The 17,047-nt window shown below is 64.6% G+C and carries 15 protein-coding genes and 1 pseudogene; 7 read left to right on the top strand and 9 right to left on the bottom strand.

The window, feature by feature from the left end; translation table 11 throughout:
* Positions 1–126 precede the first annotated feature (126 nt).
* Together GWC77_RS22790 and GWC77_RS22785 are read left to right on the top strand one after the other, a co-directional pair.
* A pseudogene (locus GWC77_RS22790) lies at positions 127–981 on the top strand (oligopeptide/dipeptide ABC transporter ATP-binding protein); the annotation flags it as partial.
* Positions 982–1,550: 569 nt separating this feature from the next.
* Positions 1,551–2,621 (top strand): hypothetical protein, encoded by a 1,071-nt coding sequence (locus GWC77_RS22785; protein WP_173260546.1) that lies wholly within the window; start codon positions 1,551–1,553, stop codon positions 2,619–2,621.
* 62 nt (positions 2,622–2,683) lie between these two features.
* On the opposite strand, the gene GWC77_RS22780 is transcribed toward GWC77_RS22785, so the two are convergent.
* Entirely contained in the window at positions 2,684–3,526 is an 843-nt protein-coding gene (locus GWC77_RS22780; RefSeq protein WP_173260544.1) for an aldo/keto reductase, read from the bottom strand.
* A 136-nt stretch (positions 3,527–3,662) separates the two neighbouring features.
* Between GWC77_RS22780 and GWC77_RS22775 the strand changes: the two genes are divergently transcribed.
* Entirely contained in the window at positions 3,663–4,409 is a 747-nt protein-coding gene (locus tag GWC77_RS22775) for a GntR family transcriptional regulator (RefSeq protein WP_173260542.1), read from the top strand.
* Positions 4,410–4,435: 26 nt separating this feature from the next.
* Here GWC77_RS22775 and GWC77_RS22770 read toward each other — a convergent pair whose 3' ends face one another.
* Positions 4,436–5,842 (bottom strand): CoA transferase, encoded by a 1,407-nt coding sequence (locus GWC77_RS22770; protein ID WP_173260540.1) that lies wholly within the window; start codon positions 5,840–5,842, stop codon positions 4,436–4,438.
* Between the two features lie 94 nt (positions 5,843–5,936).
* Between GWC77_RS22770 and GWC77_RS22765 the strand changes: the two genes are divergently transcribed.
* Positions 5,937–7,178, top strand: coding sequence for a citrate synthase family protein (locus tag GWC77_RS22765; protein WP_173260538.1), 1,242 nt, complete (start codon positions 5,937–5,939; stop codon positions 7,176–7,178).
* 34 nt (positions 7,179–7,212) lie between these two features.
* Here the strand turns inward: GWC77_RS22765 and GWC77_RS22760 are convergent, their stop codons facing one another.
* Complete coding sequence (locus tag GWC77_RS22760) at positions 7,213–7,509, bottom strand: DUF2917 domain-containing protein (protein ID WP_173260536.1); 297 nt, start codon at positions 7,507–7,509, stop codon at positions 7,213–7,215.
* A gap of 157 nt (positions 7,510–7,666) precedes the next feature.
* Between GWC77_RS22760 and GWC77_RS22755 the strand changes: the two genes are divergently transcribed.
* Both GWC77_RS22755 and GWC77_RS22750 read left to right on the top strand, forming a co-directional pair.
* The gene (locus GWC77_RS22755) at positions 7,667–9,121 is read left to right on the top strand and encodes a PLP-dependent aminotransferase family protein (RefSeq protein WP_173260534.1); all 1,455 of its coding nucleotides are present in this window, start codon (positions 7,667–7,669) and stop codon (positions 9,119–9,121) included.
* A gap of 215 nt (positions 9,122–9,336) precedes the next feature.
* Positions 9,337–10,602 carry an EAL domain-containing protein gene (locus tag GWC77_RS22750; protein WP_173260532.1) on the top strand — a complete coding sequence of 422 codons (1,266 nt, stop codon included), beginning with the start codon at positions 9,337–9,339 and terminating at the stop codon, positions 10,600–10,602.
* Between the two features lie 22 nt (positions 10,603–10,624).
* On the opposite strand, the gene GWC77_RS29695 is transcribed toward GWC77_RS22750, so the two are convergent.
* Positions 10,625–11,590 carry a sigma-70 family RNA polymerase sigma factor gene (locus tag GWC77_RS29695; RefSeq protein ID WP_254367099.1) on the bottom strand — a complete coding sequence of 322 codons (966 nt, stop codon included), beginning with the start codon at positions 11,588–11,590 and terminating at the stop codon, positions 10,625–10,627.
* Positions 11,591–11,813: 223 nt separating this feature from the next.
* On the opposite strand from GWC77_RS29695, the gene clpP reads away from it, so the two are divergent.
* Positions 11,814–12,461, top strand: coding sequence for an ATP-dependent Clp endopeptidase proteolytic subunit ClpP (gene clpP / locus GWC77_RS22740; RefSeq protein ID WP_173260530.1), 648 nt, complete (start codon positions 11,814–11,816; stop codon positions 12,459–12,461).
* A 36-nt stretch (positions 12,462–12,497) separates the two neighbouring features.
* Here clpP and GWC77_RS22735 read toward each other — a convergent pair whose 3' ends face one another.
* From GWC77_RS22735 to kduI, 5 genes are all read right to left on the bottom strand, one after another.
* Complete coding sequence (locus GWC77_RS22735) at positions 12,498–13,028, bottom strand: chromate transporter (protein ID WP_173260528.1); 531 nt, start codon at positions 13,026–13,028, stop codon at positions 12,498–12,500.
* The gene (locus tag GWC77_RS22730; RefSeq protein ID WP_173260526.1) at positions 13,025–13,624 is read right to left on the bottom strand and encodes a chromate transporter; all 600 of its coding nucleotides are present in this window, start codon (positions 13,622–13,624) and stop codon (positions 13,025–13,027) included. Before GWC77_RS22730 ends, GWC77_RS22735 begins: the two co-directional genes overlap by 4 nt.
* An 86-nt stretch (positions 13,625–13,710) precedes the next feature.
* Positions 13,711–14,199, bottom strand: coding sequence for a MarR family winged helix-turn-helix transcriptional regulator (locus GWC77_RS22725; RefSeq protein ID WP_173260525.1), 489 nt, complete (start codon positions 14,197–14,199; stop codon positions 13,711–13,713).
* A gap of 477 nt (positions 14,200–14,676) precedes the next feature.
* The gene (locus GWC77_RS22720; protein WP_173260523.1) at positions 14,677–16,080 is read right to left on the bottom strand and encodes an MFS transporter; all 1,404 of its coding nucleotides are present in this window, start codon (positions 16,078–16,080) and stop codon (positions 14,677–14,679) included.
* Positions 16,081–16,136: 56 nt separating this feature from the next.
* Positions 16,137–16,988, bottom strand: coding sequence for a 5-dehydro-4-deoxy-D-glucuronate isomerase (gene kduI / locus GWC77_RS22715; protein WP_173260521.1), 852 nt, complete (start codon positions 16,986–16,988; stop codon positions 16,137–16,139).
* Positions 16,989–17,047 lie beyond the last annotated feature (59 nt).

The raw sequence follows: 17,047 nt of genomic DNA, 5'->3' as shown, positions 1-17,047 counted from the left end.
GCAACATGCGCCGCGCGTCAATCAACAAACGCTTGTCAGCGTCAATCAACATCGGCATCATCAACCTCGCCGCGACATTCTCATCTTGTTTGTCGCGCGTCTCTCATCCAGATTGTCGCGCCACACACGCTCGCAAAGCTCATCGTCGGACTTATTGCGCCCGATCCCGGCGCTACGATCGAACTCGACGGCAAAGCGTTGCCATCGCGCGTTCAACGACGTGACGACAATCAGGTGAAGTCGCTGCAAATCGTCTTCCAGAACCCCGACGCCGCGCTCAATCGGGCGCACTCGGTCAAACATCTGATCGGCCGCGCACTATCGAAGCTCGCGGCACTGCGCGGTACCGCACACGACGCGCGGCTCGCCTCGCTCGTCGATGCGGTGCGGCTACCGCGCCGATATCTCGGCTCGCGCACGCGTCAGTTGTCGGGCGGGCTCAAGCAGCGCGTTGCGATCGCTCGCGCATTCGCGGGCGATCCGCGCATCGTCGTTTGCGATGAGCCGACATCATCGCTCGATGTCTCCGTGCAGGCAGCCATCCTCAATCTGCTCGTCGATCTTCAGCGCGCCCGAGGCGTGAGCTATGTGTTCATCTCTCACGACCTCGACGTCGTGCGCTATGTGTCCGACCGGATCGCCGTGCTGTACGTCGGACGTCTCGTCGAGATCGGCGCCGCGCGCGACGTGTTCGACGGCCCACGTCACCCTTATACCGAGGCGCTTTTATCGGCAGTACCGTCACTGCCGGGCGACCCGTCCGAAGCACGAATCCCTCGCGTCCGTCTGTACGGTGAACCGCCCAGCGCTGCTGCGCGGCCCTCAGGCTGCGTGTTCCAGACACGTTGTCCACGCAAGCTCGGCGCGATATGCGAGCAACAGGACCCGCCCTTTGCGGACGCCGGAAACGGCCATTTGATTCGATGCCACATCCCCGTCTCAGAACTGCGCACGGCGCGTCACGAACTTCAAGGCGCCTGACACGCCCGGCATGCGGGCGACTGCCTCGTCTTCCCGCCTGTTCGCCGCGCGCCGCGCTGCACACCACCCCTTGTTTCGCGTATCGGACGTGAAACGTTTTTCGTGCATTTCTGCGATGGTGGCGGGCAAGCTCCGAACGCTCGCCGTGTGCAGCACGCCTTAGCGCCCGATGGCACGGTTATCGCAGTAGACCCCTCGTACATCACGCGAATTCGCGCTTTGCCGCGCGACGCTGGAACTGCCGTAATCGCGAAGCTATACGCGAGACGACGGCGGCAGCGGGTCGCCGGTCGCATCGGGGGATAACCATGAAGAGCATCGTCAATATTAAGGACTCCTACATATCTGCGAAAGCGATCGGGGTCTCGCTGGCCGGAGCAATCGCACTTCTTTTGGGATCGCCCGTACAGGCGATGCCGCCCGACGACGGTGTAGCTCGATGGTTGCTCACCGCTGCGGCGAGCGACGATGGCAACACTGTTACATCACCCGCTTTGCAGACTTGGCCCGACACGCAAGCCGCTCAAAGCGATGCGACCGATACTTCCGCAGCCGCGGATCCATGTGCTGTGAACCCCAGCTCGGAAGCGTGCCTCAAATTGCTCAGCATCGATGTGGGCGGTACTGACAACGGCGCTACTGCGGCTGGTTCGAACAACGGCGGCTTTGCTGGCGGCAACGGCGGCGGTAGCGGCGGGGGCAGTCGTGGTGGAGGCAGCGGCGGAGGCAGCTCGAGTGGCGGTACTGGACGAGGCGACAACGGCGGCAGTGGCAGCGGCACGGGCGGCGGTACCGGCGGCACGGGCGGAGGTACCGGCGGCACGGGCGGCGGCACTGGAGGTACGGGCGGCGGCACCGGAGGCACGGGCGGCGGCACCGGAGGTACGGGCGGCGGCACCGGAGGTACGGGCGGCGGCACCGGAGGTACGGGCGGCGGCACCGGAGGTACGGGCGGCGGCACCGGGGGTACGGGCGGCGGCACCGGGGGTACGGGCGGCGGCACCGGAGGTACGGGCGGCGGCACCGGAGGTACGGGCGGCGGCACCGGAGGTACGGGCGGCGGCACCGGAGGTACGGGCGGCGGCACCGGAGGTACGGGCGGCGGCACCGGAGGTGGTGGACACGGCGGTGGGGGCGACGGCGGTGGACACGGCGGTGGACACGGCGGCGGCAACGGCGGCGGCAACGGCGGTGGTAACGGCGGTGGTAACGGCGGCGGACACGGCGGCGGCAACGGCGGTGGTAACGGCGGTGGCAACGGCGGCGGCAACGGCGGTGGTAACGGCGGCGGACACGGCGGCGGCAATGGCGGCGGGCACGGCGGTGGCAACGGCGGTGGCAACGGCGGTGGCAACGGCGGTGGCAACGGCGGCGGCAACGGCGGTAGTAACGGCGGCGGGCACGGCGGCGGACACGGCGGTGGTAACGGCGGTGGTAACGGCGGTGGCAACGGCGGCGGCAACGGCGGCGGCAACGGCGGCGGACACGGCGGCGGTGGCAACGGCAGTGGCAACGGCGGTAACGGTGTCGGCAACGGCGGCGGTAACGGCAGCGGGCAAGGCAGCGGCAACGGCGGCAACGGCCACGGCAACGGTGGAGGCAACGGCAGCAACGGCGGCGGGCACGGCGGCAACCACTGATACCCGCCGATCGGCGCGGCGGGCGCTCCGCCGCGTAGAGATATGCGGCCTAACGGACTGCGTTACAACATCTCCAGCGCGCGCTTCGATCGCGGCGGCTTGAACCGCGCATCGATGCGCGCGCGCTCATCGTCGGTGAGCCGAATATCGAGCGCTCGACGATTCTCTCGCATGTGCTCGATGTTCCCCGCTTTGGGAATCGCACAAACGCCGGGTTGTTCGAGCACCCATGCAAGCGCGATGCTGACAGACGAGACCCCGCGCGCTCGCGCGATATCGTCGAGTACGGATCCCTGCGGCAAGCGCATATGATCGATCGGGCTGTAGGCCATCGCCGGCATCTTTCTCGCGCGCATCCATGGCAGCAGATCGAATTCGGGCCCGCGCCGTGCGACGTTATAGAGAATCTGGTTTGCAGCGCACGCGGTACCCCCCGCCGCGAAGAGCGCGTCCATTTCATCGACGTCGAAATTACTCACGCCCCAATGCCGGATCTTGCCCGCGCGCAGCAGCAATTCGAAACCTTCCACCGTTTCTTCCAACGGAATGGTGCCGGGCCAGTGCAGCAAATACAGGTCGAGGCGGTCCGTCTTCAGCCGTGCGAGGCTCGCATCGCATGAGGCGACCACGCCGCGTCGGCTCGCGTTGTGCGGATAGACCTTGCTGACAAGAAACACCTTTTCACGCAACCCGGCGAGCGCCTCGCCCAAGAGCGTCTCGGTGGCACCGTCTCCGTACATTTCCGCGGTGTCGACGACTGTCATGCCAAGTTCGATACCTTCTCGCAACGCGGCGATTTCCGCCTCGCGCGCGGAACGCCGCTCGCCCATCTCCCATGTGCCGAGTCCCAGCTTCGCGATACGCTCGCCATCCGGCAGCGTCACCCACGCATCGTTACGTTCCATTGCCTTCTCCCCAACGCTTTCGAAGATCAACGGGAGTGTAGCCCCGAGCCGAAAAACGTGTGCTCGCTTCGCATAACATGGCCCGCGACGCGGCGATGACATAAAATCACCGCTTGCCCCTCGCCGCCTACAGGCCATGAATGCACCCTCGGAAGACCGCTGGCGCGATCTGCGTCCGGACCCGGAAAACGATACGCCGCTTTACCTCCAGCTTGCCCGCAAGCTCGGGCAGGCCATCCACGAAAGCCGCTGGAACGCGGGCGAAGCACTGCCGTCCGAACGCGTCCTGTCGGAGGCGCTCGGGGTTTCGCGCATCACCGCGCGCAAGGCCATCGCGCTGCTTGTCGAACAAGGTCTCATTCGTCGCTCGCAAGGCGCCGGCAGCTTCATCACGCCCCGCTACGACGTACGACTTTCGCAGTTGTCGAGCTTCAGCGAGATGCTGCGGCGCAGAGGCTTCACGCCGAGCTCGAAATGGCTCTCGCGCGATATTCAGCCGGCAAGCCGCGACGAGGTGATCCAGTTGGGGCTGTCTCCGGCGGCGGCCGTTACGCGCTTGAAACGGCTGCGCCTCGCCGACGGCATCGTCATGGCGGTCGAGAACTCGACGCTGCCGGCATCCGTCGTGCCTGATCCCAATGCGATCGGCGACTCGCTCTACAGCTATCTCGAACAACGAGGTCTCGCGATCGTACGCGCGCTGCAGCACTTCCGCGCGGTCAATGCGAGCGACGAAATCGCGCGCCAAATGAGCATCGCACCGCACGACGCACTGCTCCTCATTACTCGTATCGGCTATACGGCTGACCAGCGCGCCATCGAACTCACCGATACCTACTGCCGCAACGATTACTACGACTTCGTCGCCGAGTTGCGCAAGTAACTCGGTAGCGCACGCCGCGCGTCTCGCTACGACTCGACCCAGCGCGGCTCGTCGGCGCCGATCGGATGAGGCGGCAAGGCAAAGCGCGCTGGTGTGAGCGACATCGATTCCGCCGGCGCGGCCGCGAGAACCGTGCCGAACGGCGATGCCATCGTCTGCATCAGATCGCGCACATCGTCGAGACCGACATCGGGTGCACGCCATCCGTCCTCCAGCAAGCCCAACGATTGCAGCCAGCGCCCCGTTTGCGCGAGCGAGACACGCACGTGCCAGCTGCCTCCCTCGCGCGCTCGCCTCAGCAGTGCGACCATTGCACCGAAGGCGGCCAGATACCCCGTCGCATGATCGAGCGCCTGGCAGGGCAAATGCTTCGGCGCCGTGCCGCCGACGGCCTCGCGCTCGGTCCATGCGATCCCGCTCGCAGACTGAACGAGACTGTCGAAGCCCCGGCGCTGGGACCAAGGCCCCTGATGTCCGTAGGCGCTCACCGACACATAGACGATGCCAGGCCGAATCCGCGCGAGATCCTCGGGCGCGAAGCCGCGCGCCGCGAGTGCGCCGGGCCGGTACGCTTGCAGAAACACATCCGCATGGGCCGCCAGCTCGCGTAGCCGATCGGCATCGGTCGGCTCGCGCAGATCGAGTAGCGCGGAGCGTTTGCCGCGGCCGTTATCGACCACGAGCGGCGCGATATTCGGCAGATGCGGACCGTTGATCAAAAGCACTTGCGCGCCGTGCTGCGCAAGCGTGCGGCCAGCGACAGGGCCCGCGATGATGCGACTCAGATCGAGCACGCGCGTGCCGGCGAGCGGCCGGTCGGCCACCGCATTCCCATCGCTGCCGATCGGCATCGGCGCGGCGGGTCCGATGCGTTCGATCTCGAAGTGCGGCAGCGCCGCCACAGCGGCAGCCTGCTCGTTTTCCTGCCACTCGCGAGGCGAGCGAATCAGTGCTGCGCACAAGCCGGCATCGGCGAGCGCACGATCGAGCTCGGCCCCCTCCCATCCTCGAATCGCCGCGGCCACGGCATCGCGATCGTTCGCACAACCGAGCACGTTCACGACGCCAAGGCGGTGATGGGGGAAGTTCGTATGCAGCTGAATCCAGCGCCCGTCCCGCGTTTCGTAAAAACCCATCAACGGATCGCGCAACTCAGGCGCGGGGCCGTCGTCGATCCGCAGATAGCGCTCGCTGCGGAACACTGCAAGGGCACGCCGCATCGAGACGTCGACGCGCTGACGGCGCCCCGTGCGCAGCGCATGGCATTCGGCGGCGGCAAGCGCCGCGGCGCCGATCGTCGCACAGGCCAGCGTCCCCACGCGATAAACGGAGGGCAATCCCGGATCCCGACCTTCGAAATGAATATCGCCCAATGCGTCAGGTGCACAGACGGCCAGCGACCAAAGGTGCTCGAGTGCGAGATGCGGTGTCATGATCGGCGAGACCTGTGTTTGTGGTGAAAACGAGTCTAGAATCAGCGGCCATGTCGATCAATCTTGATTGCAATAATCAACGTATGTTCGCGCCATGCCGACTTATCTGACCGCCACCGAGGCCGCATCGACGCTCGGCATCAGCGTGCCGACACTGTATTCCTACGTGAGCCGGGGCTTGCTCAATTCGACGCCCGACATGGACGGGAAGCGGCATGGCTATGCGGCCGACGAAGTACGTCGCCTCGCTCGCCGCAAGGCCGACGGCAAGCGAGCCGGCAAAGTCGCACAAAAGGTCCTGGACTGGGGTGTTCCGGTTTTGGAATCGCGCATTACGTCGATCGCGAACGGCCGGCTTTTTTATCGAGGCCACGATGCGCTCGCGTGGGCGGCAACCGCCACGCTCGAAGATACCGCTGCGCTGTTATGGGAGTGCGAGCGCAAGTTGATCGACGAGACGCCCGATGTTCCGCTCCCGGCAACTCAGTGGAACGCGGCGCTCAAGCTCACGCGCCGGCAGGCCCCGCACCAGCGCGCGCTCGTCGTGCTGCCCATCGCCGCCGCGCACTTGCCCGGCATTTGGGCGCTCGATCGGCAAGGCCGAATCGAAACCGCCGGCGCATTGTTACGCGTGCTCGCGGCCGCATTGACAGCATCGGCTCCCTCGCGCGAACCGCTGCATCGGCAACTGGCAAAAGCGTGGGGCATCACGCGCCGGCGCCCCGTCGACCTCCTGCGCGCGTCGCTCGTCGTCTGTGCGGACCACGAGTTGAACGCATCCGCGTTCACAGTGCGATGCATTGCCTCGACGGGCATGCATCTCTTCGGCGCCGTCACGGGCGGTCTTGCCGCACTCGCCGGCCCGCGTCATTGCGGAGAGACGGTGCGCGTCTCAACCATGCTTGCCGAGGCCGCCCAAGCCGGAGAGGTCGAGCACTATGTCATGAGCCACATGACATACGACGATCCTCGCGCGCGCACGGTGTTGCCGGGCTTCGGCCATCCGCTGTATCCCGACGGCGATCCGCGCGCGGCGCTTTTGATGACGATGCTCGACGCCTGCACCGGTGTGCGCTCCGTCGAGCGGGCGAGGCTGCGCAGCATCGAGGCTGTCGTCGATGTCGCCGGCCGCACCACCGGCCTCGCGCCAACGATCGACTTCGCCCTTTCGTCGATCGAACGCGTGCTGGCGCTGCCTGCAGGCTCGGCGTTCGCTCTGTTCGCGCTAGGCCGCGCAGCCGGATGGATCGCGCACGCGATGGAGCAAATCGACGACGGGCGGCTCATTCGTCCTCGTGCGCGCTACGTAGGCCCCGAGCCGTCCCCGGCTGGATAACGGCGAACGGGCCGCAGCGCCGAGATCGCGCCCGCTATGCGGCCTGCAACCACCGCGGCCGCCAGCTACGCCCTGAACGCTCGCTCGACAGCCGATGGGGGTCCGCCTCGGTCACCGTCATGCGGACAGTTCCGCGACTGGGTCCGACCCAGGCACGCATGCCTGCCGCCAACGTGAACGACTGCCCCGCTTCGAGCCAGTAGTCCTCACTATCGTGCTCGACGGTCAGCCAAAGCTGCCCGGACGTCACGTTGATCACGAGCGGGCGGCTGACCCGCCAGACGGTCGCGGGTTCGTGTTCTTCCATTTCGAACATACGGATTTCACGCATCGCAGCCTCCCTTTCATCAAGCATTGCCGTCACTGCATTATTGCGATAACGTCAGGGCAATCACATGCACAGTTCCGAACAGTTTTGACAAAACTGTGCAGTCGAATTACCGAACAGTCGCTGCTATCGGACACTCGACAGGCAGGCGACAAGAGGAATGCCGATGAAGCTCCAACTCGATCGCGATAACGGCGTGCCACTCACGGATCAGATCGTCGCTGGCATGGAATCGTGGATTCGGTCGGGCGAAGCGCATGCGGGTGCGAAGCTACCGTCGATCCGCGCCTTCGCAGCCGAATACGGCATCAGCCGCTTTCCTGTCATCGAGGCGTATGACAGGCTCGTCTCGCTCGGCTATGTCGAGTCGCGGCATGGCTCGGGGTTTTATGTGAGCGCGCGCGGTCATGCGGCGCTCGAGCGCGGCGGTGCCTCGGATCCGCGCCGCGCCGAAGACGAATCGAACTACATCATGGAGGAGTTCCACCATCCAGGTGGGACGCTCAAGCTCGCAAGCGGCTTCATCCCCGAAGCCTGGCGCGATATGGAAGGCATCGCGCAGGCCATCCGCCACGTCACGCGCACCGATCGCCTCGCGACGGTCGACTATGCCACGCCGCTCGGCAACGCCGCGCTGCGCGAACATCTGCAAGCGCGGATCGCTCAACTCGGCATTCATGCCGATGCATCGCAATTGCTCATCACTTGCGGGGCGAGTCAGGCCGTCGATCTGCTCGTGCGCTACCTGCTCAAAGCCGGCGACACGATGTTCGTCGAGGACCCGGGTTACTACAATCTGTTCGGACTCCTCAAGTTGCACGGCGTCAACATGGTCGGCATCCCACGCACGGCTACCGGCCCCGATCTCGACACGCTGGAAAAAGAGCTCGCCCGTCATCGGCCACGTGCGTTCTTCGTGAACTCCGTATTTCACAATCCGACCGGCACCGTCGTCGCGCCCTCGGTCGCGTTCCGGCTCCTGCAGTTGGCTCGCGAATACGACTTCAAGATCATCGAAGACGATATCTACGCGGACTTCCAATCCAGCACGAGCGACCGGCTCGCCGCGCTCGACAGGCTCGAGCAGGTCATCTATATCGGCGGGCTGTCGAAGACGCTTTCGTCCTCGCTGCGCATCGGCTATATCGTGGCCGATCGCGCGACCGTGAAAGACCTGGCCGACATCAAGGTGCTGACGAGTGTCGGCGGTTCGCTCTTTGCGGAGGCGGTCGCGCTCGCGATGCTCGAGCGCGGCGCGTATCACAAGTTTCTCGAGCGCTTGCGCCGGCGCATGACCGATGCGCTAGGCGCCGCGGCACGCACGCTCGAATCGTGCGGCTGGCAGCTTTTTACGGCGCCCGTGGGCGGGAAGTTCGTCTGGGCACGCACACCCCATATCGACGATTCGCAGCGGCTCGTCGAATGCGCATCGTCGTGCGGCGTCACGGTGGCGCCGGGCAGCTACTTTCGGCCGCACGGCCAGACGAGCCCGTGGCTGCGCATCAACGCGGCCTATGCCGACGATCCGCGCGCGCGGGCTTTTTTCGAACGCGCAATGACACTCGAGTCCGATCGCGAGGCTGAAAGCGAGGCCGAGCGCGCGTCGCTGCCTTGAACGAGCGCGGCCGGCCCGACCCACGCCGGGGCATGCGCCGCACCGCGCCAGTGCAATCCGGCCTGTGCCGCGTCCCCGGCACACGCTCCAGCCGCGCACACGGGGACGTGTGACATTGCGCATAGTTCTTGCTGTCACATGCCGTACAGTAGAATTCCTATGCTTTTGGCATCGCGCCGCCGCTCAGCGGCCCCCGTTACGCTCTCCTAAACAGCATGATCGATCTCGATCCTCCCGGCTTTCATCCGCCGCGCCCCGTCGCGGGCGATGCAGGCACGCAGCATACAGTCGTATACGGCAGCTACACCGTGTTCAGCGTGTTTCAACCGGTGTTCTCCGTCTCGCATCGCCGCGCGATCGGCTATCACGCGTCGCTGCGCGCGCACGACGAAGACGACCGGCACGTGCCCTCGCACGAAGTGTTCACGCAGGCAGCGCGGCGAGGCGATCTGCTCGAACTCGGACGGCTCGCCGAATCGCTGCACCTGGGCAACTTCAGCGCGTTCGACTCCAATGACGAATGGCTGTTTCTCAGCTTGCATCCCGCCGCGCTGATGGATACGAGCTACGGCGATGCGATGCTTGCCGGGCTGAAGGCACTTGGCCTGCCGCCTCAACGCGTGGTGCTCGAGGTGCCCGAGCAGGCCGGTGGCGAAACCGGCCGCTTCGCGGAGATCGTCGATTCGCTGCGCAAATCGGGCTTTCTTATCGCACTGGGCGGCTTCGGCGCCAAACATTCGAATATCGATCGCGTCTGGCATCTGCGCCCCGACATCGTCACGCTCGATCGCGTGATCCTCGCGCAGGCGAGCGAGCATTCGCACATCGAACGCGTCTTGCCGGGGCTGGTCTCGCTGCTGCATGAATCGGGGCAACTCGTTCTGATGGGCGGACTGTCGACCGAGCGCGAAGCGTTGATCGCGCTCGAATGCAACGTCGACTTCATGCAGGGTGCCTACTTCGCCGGTCCGAGCACGAAACCGGTGGACCCGCGCATCGCCGCCAGCGCGATGGATGCGCTGTCGGCCGCGTTGCGCGAACGCGTCAGCGCGCGCGAGCGGTTGCAAGCCGAACGCCTCGCACCCTATGTGGCCGCGCTCGACCAAGCGTGCGCGCGCCTGGTCGCGGGCGAGATGCTCGAGGACGCCACCCAGCCGCTACTCGCGTTGCCCGAAACGGCTCGCACGTTTTTGCTCGATGCGCAGGGCCGGCAAATCGGAGACAACCTCGTGCCGCTCGGGCGACGCATTTCGCGCCGTGCCAAGCGGTTCAGTCCGCTACTGCACTCGGAGGGCGCCAGCTGGGAACGCCGGCCCTATTTCACGGCGGCGGTGCGCGCGCCCGGGCACGCGCATCTGACCGCGCCTTATCTGTCCATCAACGAAGCGCACTTGTGCGTGACCGCATCGATTGCCGCGCAAACGGCGAAGGGTTTGCAAGTGCTGTGCGTCGACATCAACTGGGAAGCGACCGGACTCTGAGGGATTGCCGTCGCCGGACGGTTCAAGCAACGGGCAAGGCAGCAAACGCGTGCTGCCGAACGGCAGCCAACAATGCTTCGACGGCATGCAGCCCGAAGGCGCGGTTCATCGCGGCGACGATCGCCCCATCGGTGCTGATTTCCACATGGCCGATCGCCATGCCCGCGAACGAAACGGCAACGAGCGCAACGATCTTGCCTTGCGCCGACAGCGCAAGGTAGCCCGCACCGTCGATCGCCAATGCAAGCGCACAGACGGTGCCGCCGCAAAGCGCCCGGCTCTGCTCGACGAGCGCCATCGCCGTCGTTGCGGCCGCAGCGATCGGCGTTTCGGCGTCCGCGCGCAAGGCCTCGCGCCCATCGATCGTCAAAGTTGCGGTTGTGGTGAAAACCTGCATTGCCAGCGCCACATCGCCCGTTTCGAGCGCTTCGGACAGGCGATCGAGCGTGCCGCGCCGCGGCTCGTCCGCCCCCCTTCGCCCCGCGCGATCCGGTTCACGATGCAGACGTTCGCGCGCGCGGTGCACGAGCTGCCGGCAATGCGCGGGCGTCTTGCCAACGACATCGGCAATGGACGCATAGTCGCAATCGAACGCCTCGTGAAGAACGAAGGCAGCCCGCTCGTCAGGGGAAAGGCGTTCGACGAGCAGCATCAACCCCGCATCGAGCGACGAAGCCTTCAACGCCGCCTCCTCCGCCGATGGCGCGAACTCGTCGCGCCACGGCTCGGCGATCCATTCGCTTTCGCGCGCGGCGCGCTCGGCAGCCACGCGCCGCAGCCGGTCGAGCGCGAGACGCGTGGCGACCGTCGTCAACCAAGCGGGTGGCGTATGCAGTGCCGCCGCATCCGCCGCCTGCCATTTGAGCCACACTTCCTGGACGACATCCTCAGCTTCCGCCCGGCTTGCGAGCATGCGGGCCACGATCGAGGTGAGCCGCGCACGCATGCGCTGGAATTCAGCGGTCTTGTCGATGGATGAATGCGTCATGAGTCCATGCTCCAGCAATAGTGTGCGTTCTCGCGCGTGAGCGCCGTGTCCCCTATTCATTGACGATCGACGGGGAGCAAACGTGACAACCGCCGAACCCATTTTTATTCGGCGGGCGGCTGCACGAGCCGGGCCGACTTGTCACAATAGAGACACGCCGTGCGTCAACAGGATCGAAGGGCATGCCGCGCATGCCCGCGACATCATTCGTGCGAGGAACCCCATGTCCGGACATCGTCCCCCTTATCCTTACAGCCAGCTCGTGCCGACCGTCATCGAAACGACGGGCCGCGGCGAGCGCGCCTACGATATCTATTCGCGCCTTTTGCGCGAGCGCATCGTTTTTCTCGTGGGGCCCGTCAACGAGGACACCGCAAGCCTCATCGTCGCGCAATTGCTGTTTCTCGAATCGGAGAATCCGGACAAGGATATCTCGTTCTACATCAACTCGCCGGGCGGCTCGGTCTACGACGGCCTCGCCATTTACGACACCATGCAGTTCATCAAGCCGCAGGTCTCGACGCTTTGCACCGGGTTCGCAGCCAGCATGGGGACGTTCTTGCTGGCCGCGGGCGCCAAAGGAAAGCGCTACGCGCTACCGAACGCGCGCATCATGATTCATCAGCCCTCGGGCGGCAGCCAGGGAACGGCCGCCGATATCGAAATCCAGGCGAAGGAAGTCCTGTTTCTGCGCGAGCGGCTCAATCAGGTTCTGGCCGAACGGACAGGTCAATCTATCGAGCAGATCGCGAAAGACACCGATCGCGACAACTTCATGTCGGCGGATGCAGCGAAGGCGTATGGGTTGATCGACGAGGTGCTCGCCGAGCGATCGGTGCTCGACGATATCGCACGGCGTACCGTGCGATGACGCTTTCGCCTGCGCACGGTGCGCGAGGCCGTGCGTTCAGAGCTGGCCGAAGCCGGTGGCCCCGATCGCGGCGCCCGCGGCGAGTAGCAATAACGGATGGATGCGCGTACGAAAAGCGAGCGCGGCGCACGCCGCCGTGATCGCCCATTGAATCGCCGCCTGATTCGACGCGTGCGAGATCAATGCCGCGCTGGCCGCGACGAGCCCGACCGTCACCGGTGTCATACCGTACTGTACGTACCGGCGCCAGGGGCGGTCCTTGAAACGCTCCCAGGCATGCAGCGATGCGGCCGTGACGAGCGACGACGGTCCGAACTTGGCCAGCGTGGAGACGATAAAGCCGGGCCAGCCGGCCACATGCCAGCCGATCATCGTCACGATCATCATATTGGGGCCCGGTGCAGCCTGGGCGAGCGCGAAGAGTGCGGTGAACTGTTCCGCGCTCATCCAGTGATGCACCTGGACGACCTGACGCTGCATCTCGGGCAGGATCGTGTTGCCGCCGCCGAAAGCGAGCAGCGAGAGCTGGGAGAAGATGGTCGCCAATGCGACGAGCGTCGCGCTCATTTCACTGTCTCCTTGTGCGCGCTCAGCGCGCTGCGCTGCCGGCGCCATGCCAGAGCGATGCTCAGTGGCGTCAGCACGAGCATGGTCGGCAAAAGCGGCAGCCGCACGAGCGCGATCGCCGCGAATATGAGCGCCGCGATGAAAACGCCTTCGGGCGAGCGGACAATCGGCTTGGCCACCTTCATCGCCATGGCGATCAACAGGCCCGCGGCCGCTGCGGCGAGACCGCCGAACATGTGATGAACGATGGGATCGTGCTGCGTTTTCGCGTAGACGACGCCGAGCGCGATGACGATCAACGAAGGCACGGCGATGAAGCCTGTTATCGCAGCAAGCGCACCCATGGCTCCGCGAAAGCGCATGCCGATCGCAACCGACAGATTGATGACATTGCCGCCAGGTAGAAACTGGCACAGGCCAAGCAGATCGATAAACTCTTCGGACGAGAGCCAGCGCCGCTGCTCCACCACGGCACGGCGTACGAACGGCAGTGCGCCCCCGAACGAGATCAGACCGAGACCGAGAAAGCCGACGAACAATTCGCCTACGCCGACTTCGCGCCCGTCGGCTGCTGACACTCGTGAATGCGTTGCCATCTGCTGCCCTCCTCCTCGCCGATACGATCAATGCAATCGATGCACGCAATGCTTGAATGCGTCGCGAGGCGCCATCCGTACGAAGTTCAAGCGGGTGCCTTCCGTGGGGAAACTCTTTCGGGTGCGGCCCCTTCTCGACCGAAGCGGGCGAGCCGCTCGAGCAGTTCGCCCGCTTCGAGCACGACGCTGCGCTCCCGGGCGTCGAGGCTTTGAAGCATGGCCTGCGCGAGCCATTTCCCCCGTAGTGTGCGGTTGCCTTGCAGCACGCGCCGGCCCTTCGCCGTCAACGACAACCGGGTGCGCCGCCGGTCGAGCGTATCGGCCTGACGCTTGATGTAGCCCGCCGATTCGAGTTCGCGCAGCAGCACGGCCAGATTCGAGGAACGGATGCGCTCGGCGGCACAGATCTCCGTGGGGCTCACGCCGTCGCCCAGACGATCGATCGCGCCCATGACGACCAACTGCGAAAATTGGACGGGATCGGCTTGCGCCTCCTGCCGCAAACGCCGCGTGAGTCCCGATATTTGGCCACGCAGGCGCGTGGCCTGCCTCAAGAGATCGTCGGGATGTTCCATATAGCTATAATAGCATAGCTATATAGATATAGCTATCTGGCCGCGGGCGCATCGGGCTCAATGGCGACAACAATAAAAACATAAGCCTGAGCTGTCACTCGACGACAACCAGCCTTAAGCCATCTATTTGCATAATAAGTGATGAGTGGCCACTGACGCCGATCCAGGTGCCGCCGGCTACTATCCGGTAAGCAGAGCCTTCCCGCCGCTGGCGACGCGAGCACGGAAGGGCACCGACATGTGCATGGCGTGCAGCGTTACCAAAACGGCCGTCTGTCTTGAGCCTCTTCAACAGCGAATCGTCGGCTTTGGCTACTTTCACGGTAGAAGTCCGGTTCTGGTTGCAATAGGCGCCACTAGTCGCTCGATTCGAATACCGCGGTACGGTCGTCATGAGCTGCAAAAAACGATCGCTCGCCTGCCGAGTGGTCAGCTATCTGAGTAGACTCGTCGCAACAATATTCGCTTGCTTGGCTTTTACGCTCCTGTCCGAGCATTAGCCAATTGCTCCTCTTTCTCTGGTGCCGTGATGCTCGCAGTCAGCGCGGCTATGAGCAATAGCGCCGCGGACGTCAACATGACCATGCTGATGCCGTTGAGAATGTCCGAACTCAGGCCATCGCCGACCATCACGCCGAATGCCGCGACACCCAGCGCGCTGCCGACTTGGCGGGCCGTGCTCAGCACCGCGGAGGCAATGCCGGCCGACATCGCGTCGACGTCGGACAGCAAGACCGCCGTCATTGCCGGCACCGCGGCGCCCATGCCTGCGGGAATCAGCACGAATCCGGGGATCATTTGCCAAATACCGCTGTGGGGTCCGAGCCAGCCCAACGACGCGTAGCCCACTCCTGCAACTAGCGCACCTCCGATCATCACGACTCTCGCCCCCACCCATGCCGCGATCCTCCCACCCGCAAGATTTGCAAAAATGAAGGTGGCTGTCAGCGGCAGGAAAGCGAGACCGGTATGGACGGCTGAGTACCCTCGCGCCTTCTGCAGATACAGGCTCAACACAAAGAGCACACCGGAAAAGGATAGGTTGATCAGAAAGCCGAAAACAAGTGGACAACTGAATCTGGAGTTGCGAAACAACTTGAGCGGTAGCATCGGGAACGCGATGCGCCGTTCGAGCCACACGAACGCGCATGTCGAGAGTACGGCGACACACGCCCCGCCCCAGACCAACGAATGATGCCAGCCGAGGCTCCGGTATTCGATCGCTGAGCCGATCAGACCCGTGAGGGCGAGTACGATCAGCAGTTGCCCTTTGAGATCCAGCTGTCGCGAGCCCGCCTCGTCCATTCGTGCGGGGATGCCCCGGTACGCGATGATAAGACCGACTGCGCAGATCGGCAAATTGATCAGGAAAACGCTGCGCCATCCAATGACCGACAGCAGCATACCGCCGACAACCGGGCCGGCCGCAAGTGACGCGCCGCCGATCGCCGCCCAGATGCCGAGGGCGCGCGCCAGTAAGCGGGCATTGCCGTCGCAGGCTTTGCGCAGCAAGGTGAGCGACGTCGGCAAGAGCAGCGCGGCGGCTATCCCTTGCGCGATCCTGAATACATTCAGTTCGACGATAGAGCGCGAGAAAGCGATCGCGATCGACGTTGCGCCGAGAATTACGAACCCGAGTATGAACACACGTCTGGAGCCAAACCGGTCCGCGAGCGTGCCGGCGGACAGCAGCAGCACCGCGAAGCCGAGCGTATAGCCGTCGACGACCCACTGCAGGCCGGAGATTGACGCGCTGAAAAATTCGGCGAGGCGCGGCAATGCGACGTTGACGATGGTAAGGTCGAGTTGTACGACGCACGACGCGAAACTCGCTGCGATCAGGATGCGGGCGATAGATCGCAAATCACTTTCCTGCTTCATTGTCTCTCCTTGGGCTGACGTACCGCCCTGCGTCAGGCGCGACAAAACGCGCGCCTTCATCGCAGTCGCGAGGTCGGGACGAAGTCCATATCACCGATTTCCAGGTTTTCGCCCGCCATGGCCCAGACCACCCCGTGGCTCGACGTCCCCACCCCAGCGTGCACCGCCCAGCCAGGCACGATCACGGCTTGTTCGTCGCGAACGATAAGATGCCGTGTTTCATCGGGTTCGCCGAGCAGAAATATAACCGCCGCCTCCGGTTCGAGGCCATAGTGCAGGTAAACCTCGCTGCGCCGTCCGTGTCTATGCGTCGGCAAGGGGCTCCACACATTGCCTTCCTCCAGCGCCACGATGCCCATCAGCAACTGGCATGTCGGCAATATCTCGGGCGCCAGATACCTGAGGACGGTTCTGCAATTGCTGTTTTTCTGATCCCCTCGCCTGGCGGACGATGCCTCGTCCCGAGCAACCTTTCTCGTGCGAAACGACCGATGAGCGGTGGCGCTCACGTAATAGAGCTTCGCCGGACGCCCGGGGTCTTCGCTGCTGAAAAGCACCTCGCGCGCGCCCGCACCAACATAGAGGGCGTCGTATTCGCCGATCTCGAAGCGCCGCCCGTCTACATCCACTGCCGCCGGGCCGCCGAGATTCAAAAGCCCGAGTTCGCGCCGTTGCAGAAAGTATGCCGTCCCGCACGCCTCGCTCAGCGCACGCGGCAACGTCAGCGGTCCGGATTCCGGCATGATACCGCCAAAGATCATACGGTCTTCGTTTGAGTAGGTAGCACTCACCGTGCCGCGGACAAACACGTTTTCAACGAGAAACTGTTTTCGCAGCGCGGCGCTCCCGAGTGTTTTGACGAGTGCCGGGTGCGTTGCCCCGCGCGGGTCAATTACGGTGTCATTCATTAGATGGACTCGTCGACTTGATAGGCGAAGGAAAGTGGGAGGCACACTCCCAGCTTCGT

Origin of the sequence: Paraburkholderia sp. NMBU_R16 (assembly GCF_013282575.1) — a bacterium.
Lineage (GTDB): Bacteria > Pseudomonadota > Gammaproteobacteria > Burkholderiales > Burkholderiaceae > Trinickia.
The sequence above is the reverse complement of the archived record's forward strand: the minus strand, read 5'-3'. Positions and strand labels throughout refer to the sequence as shown.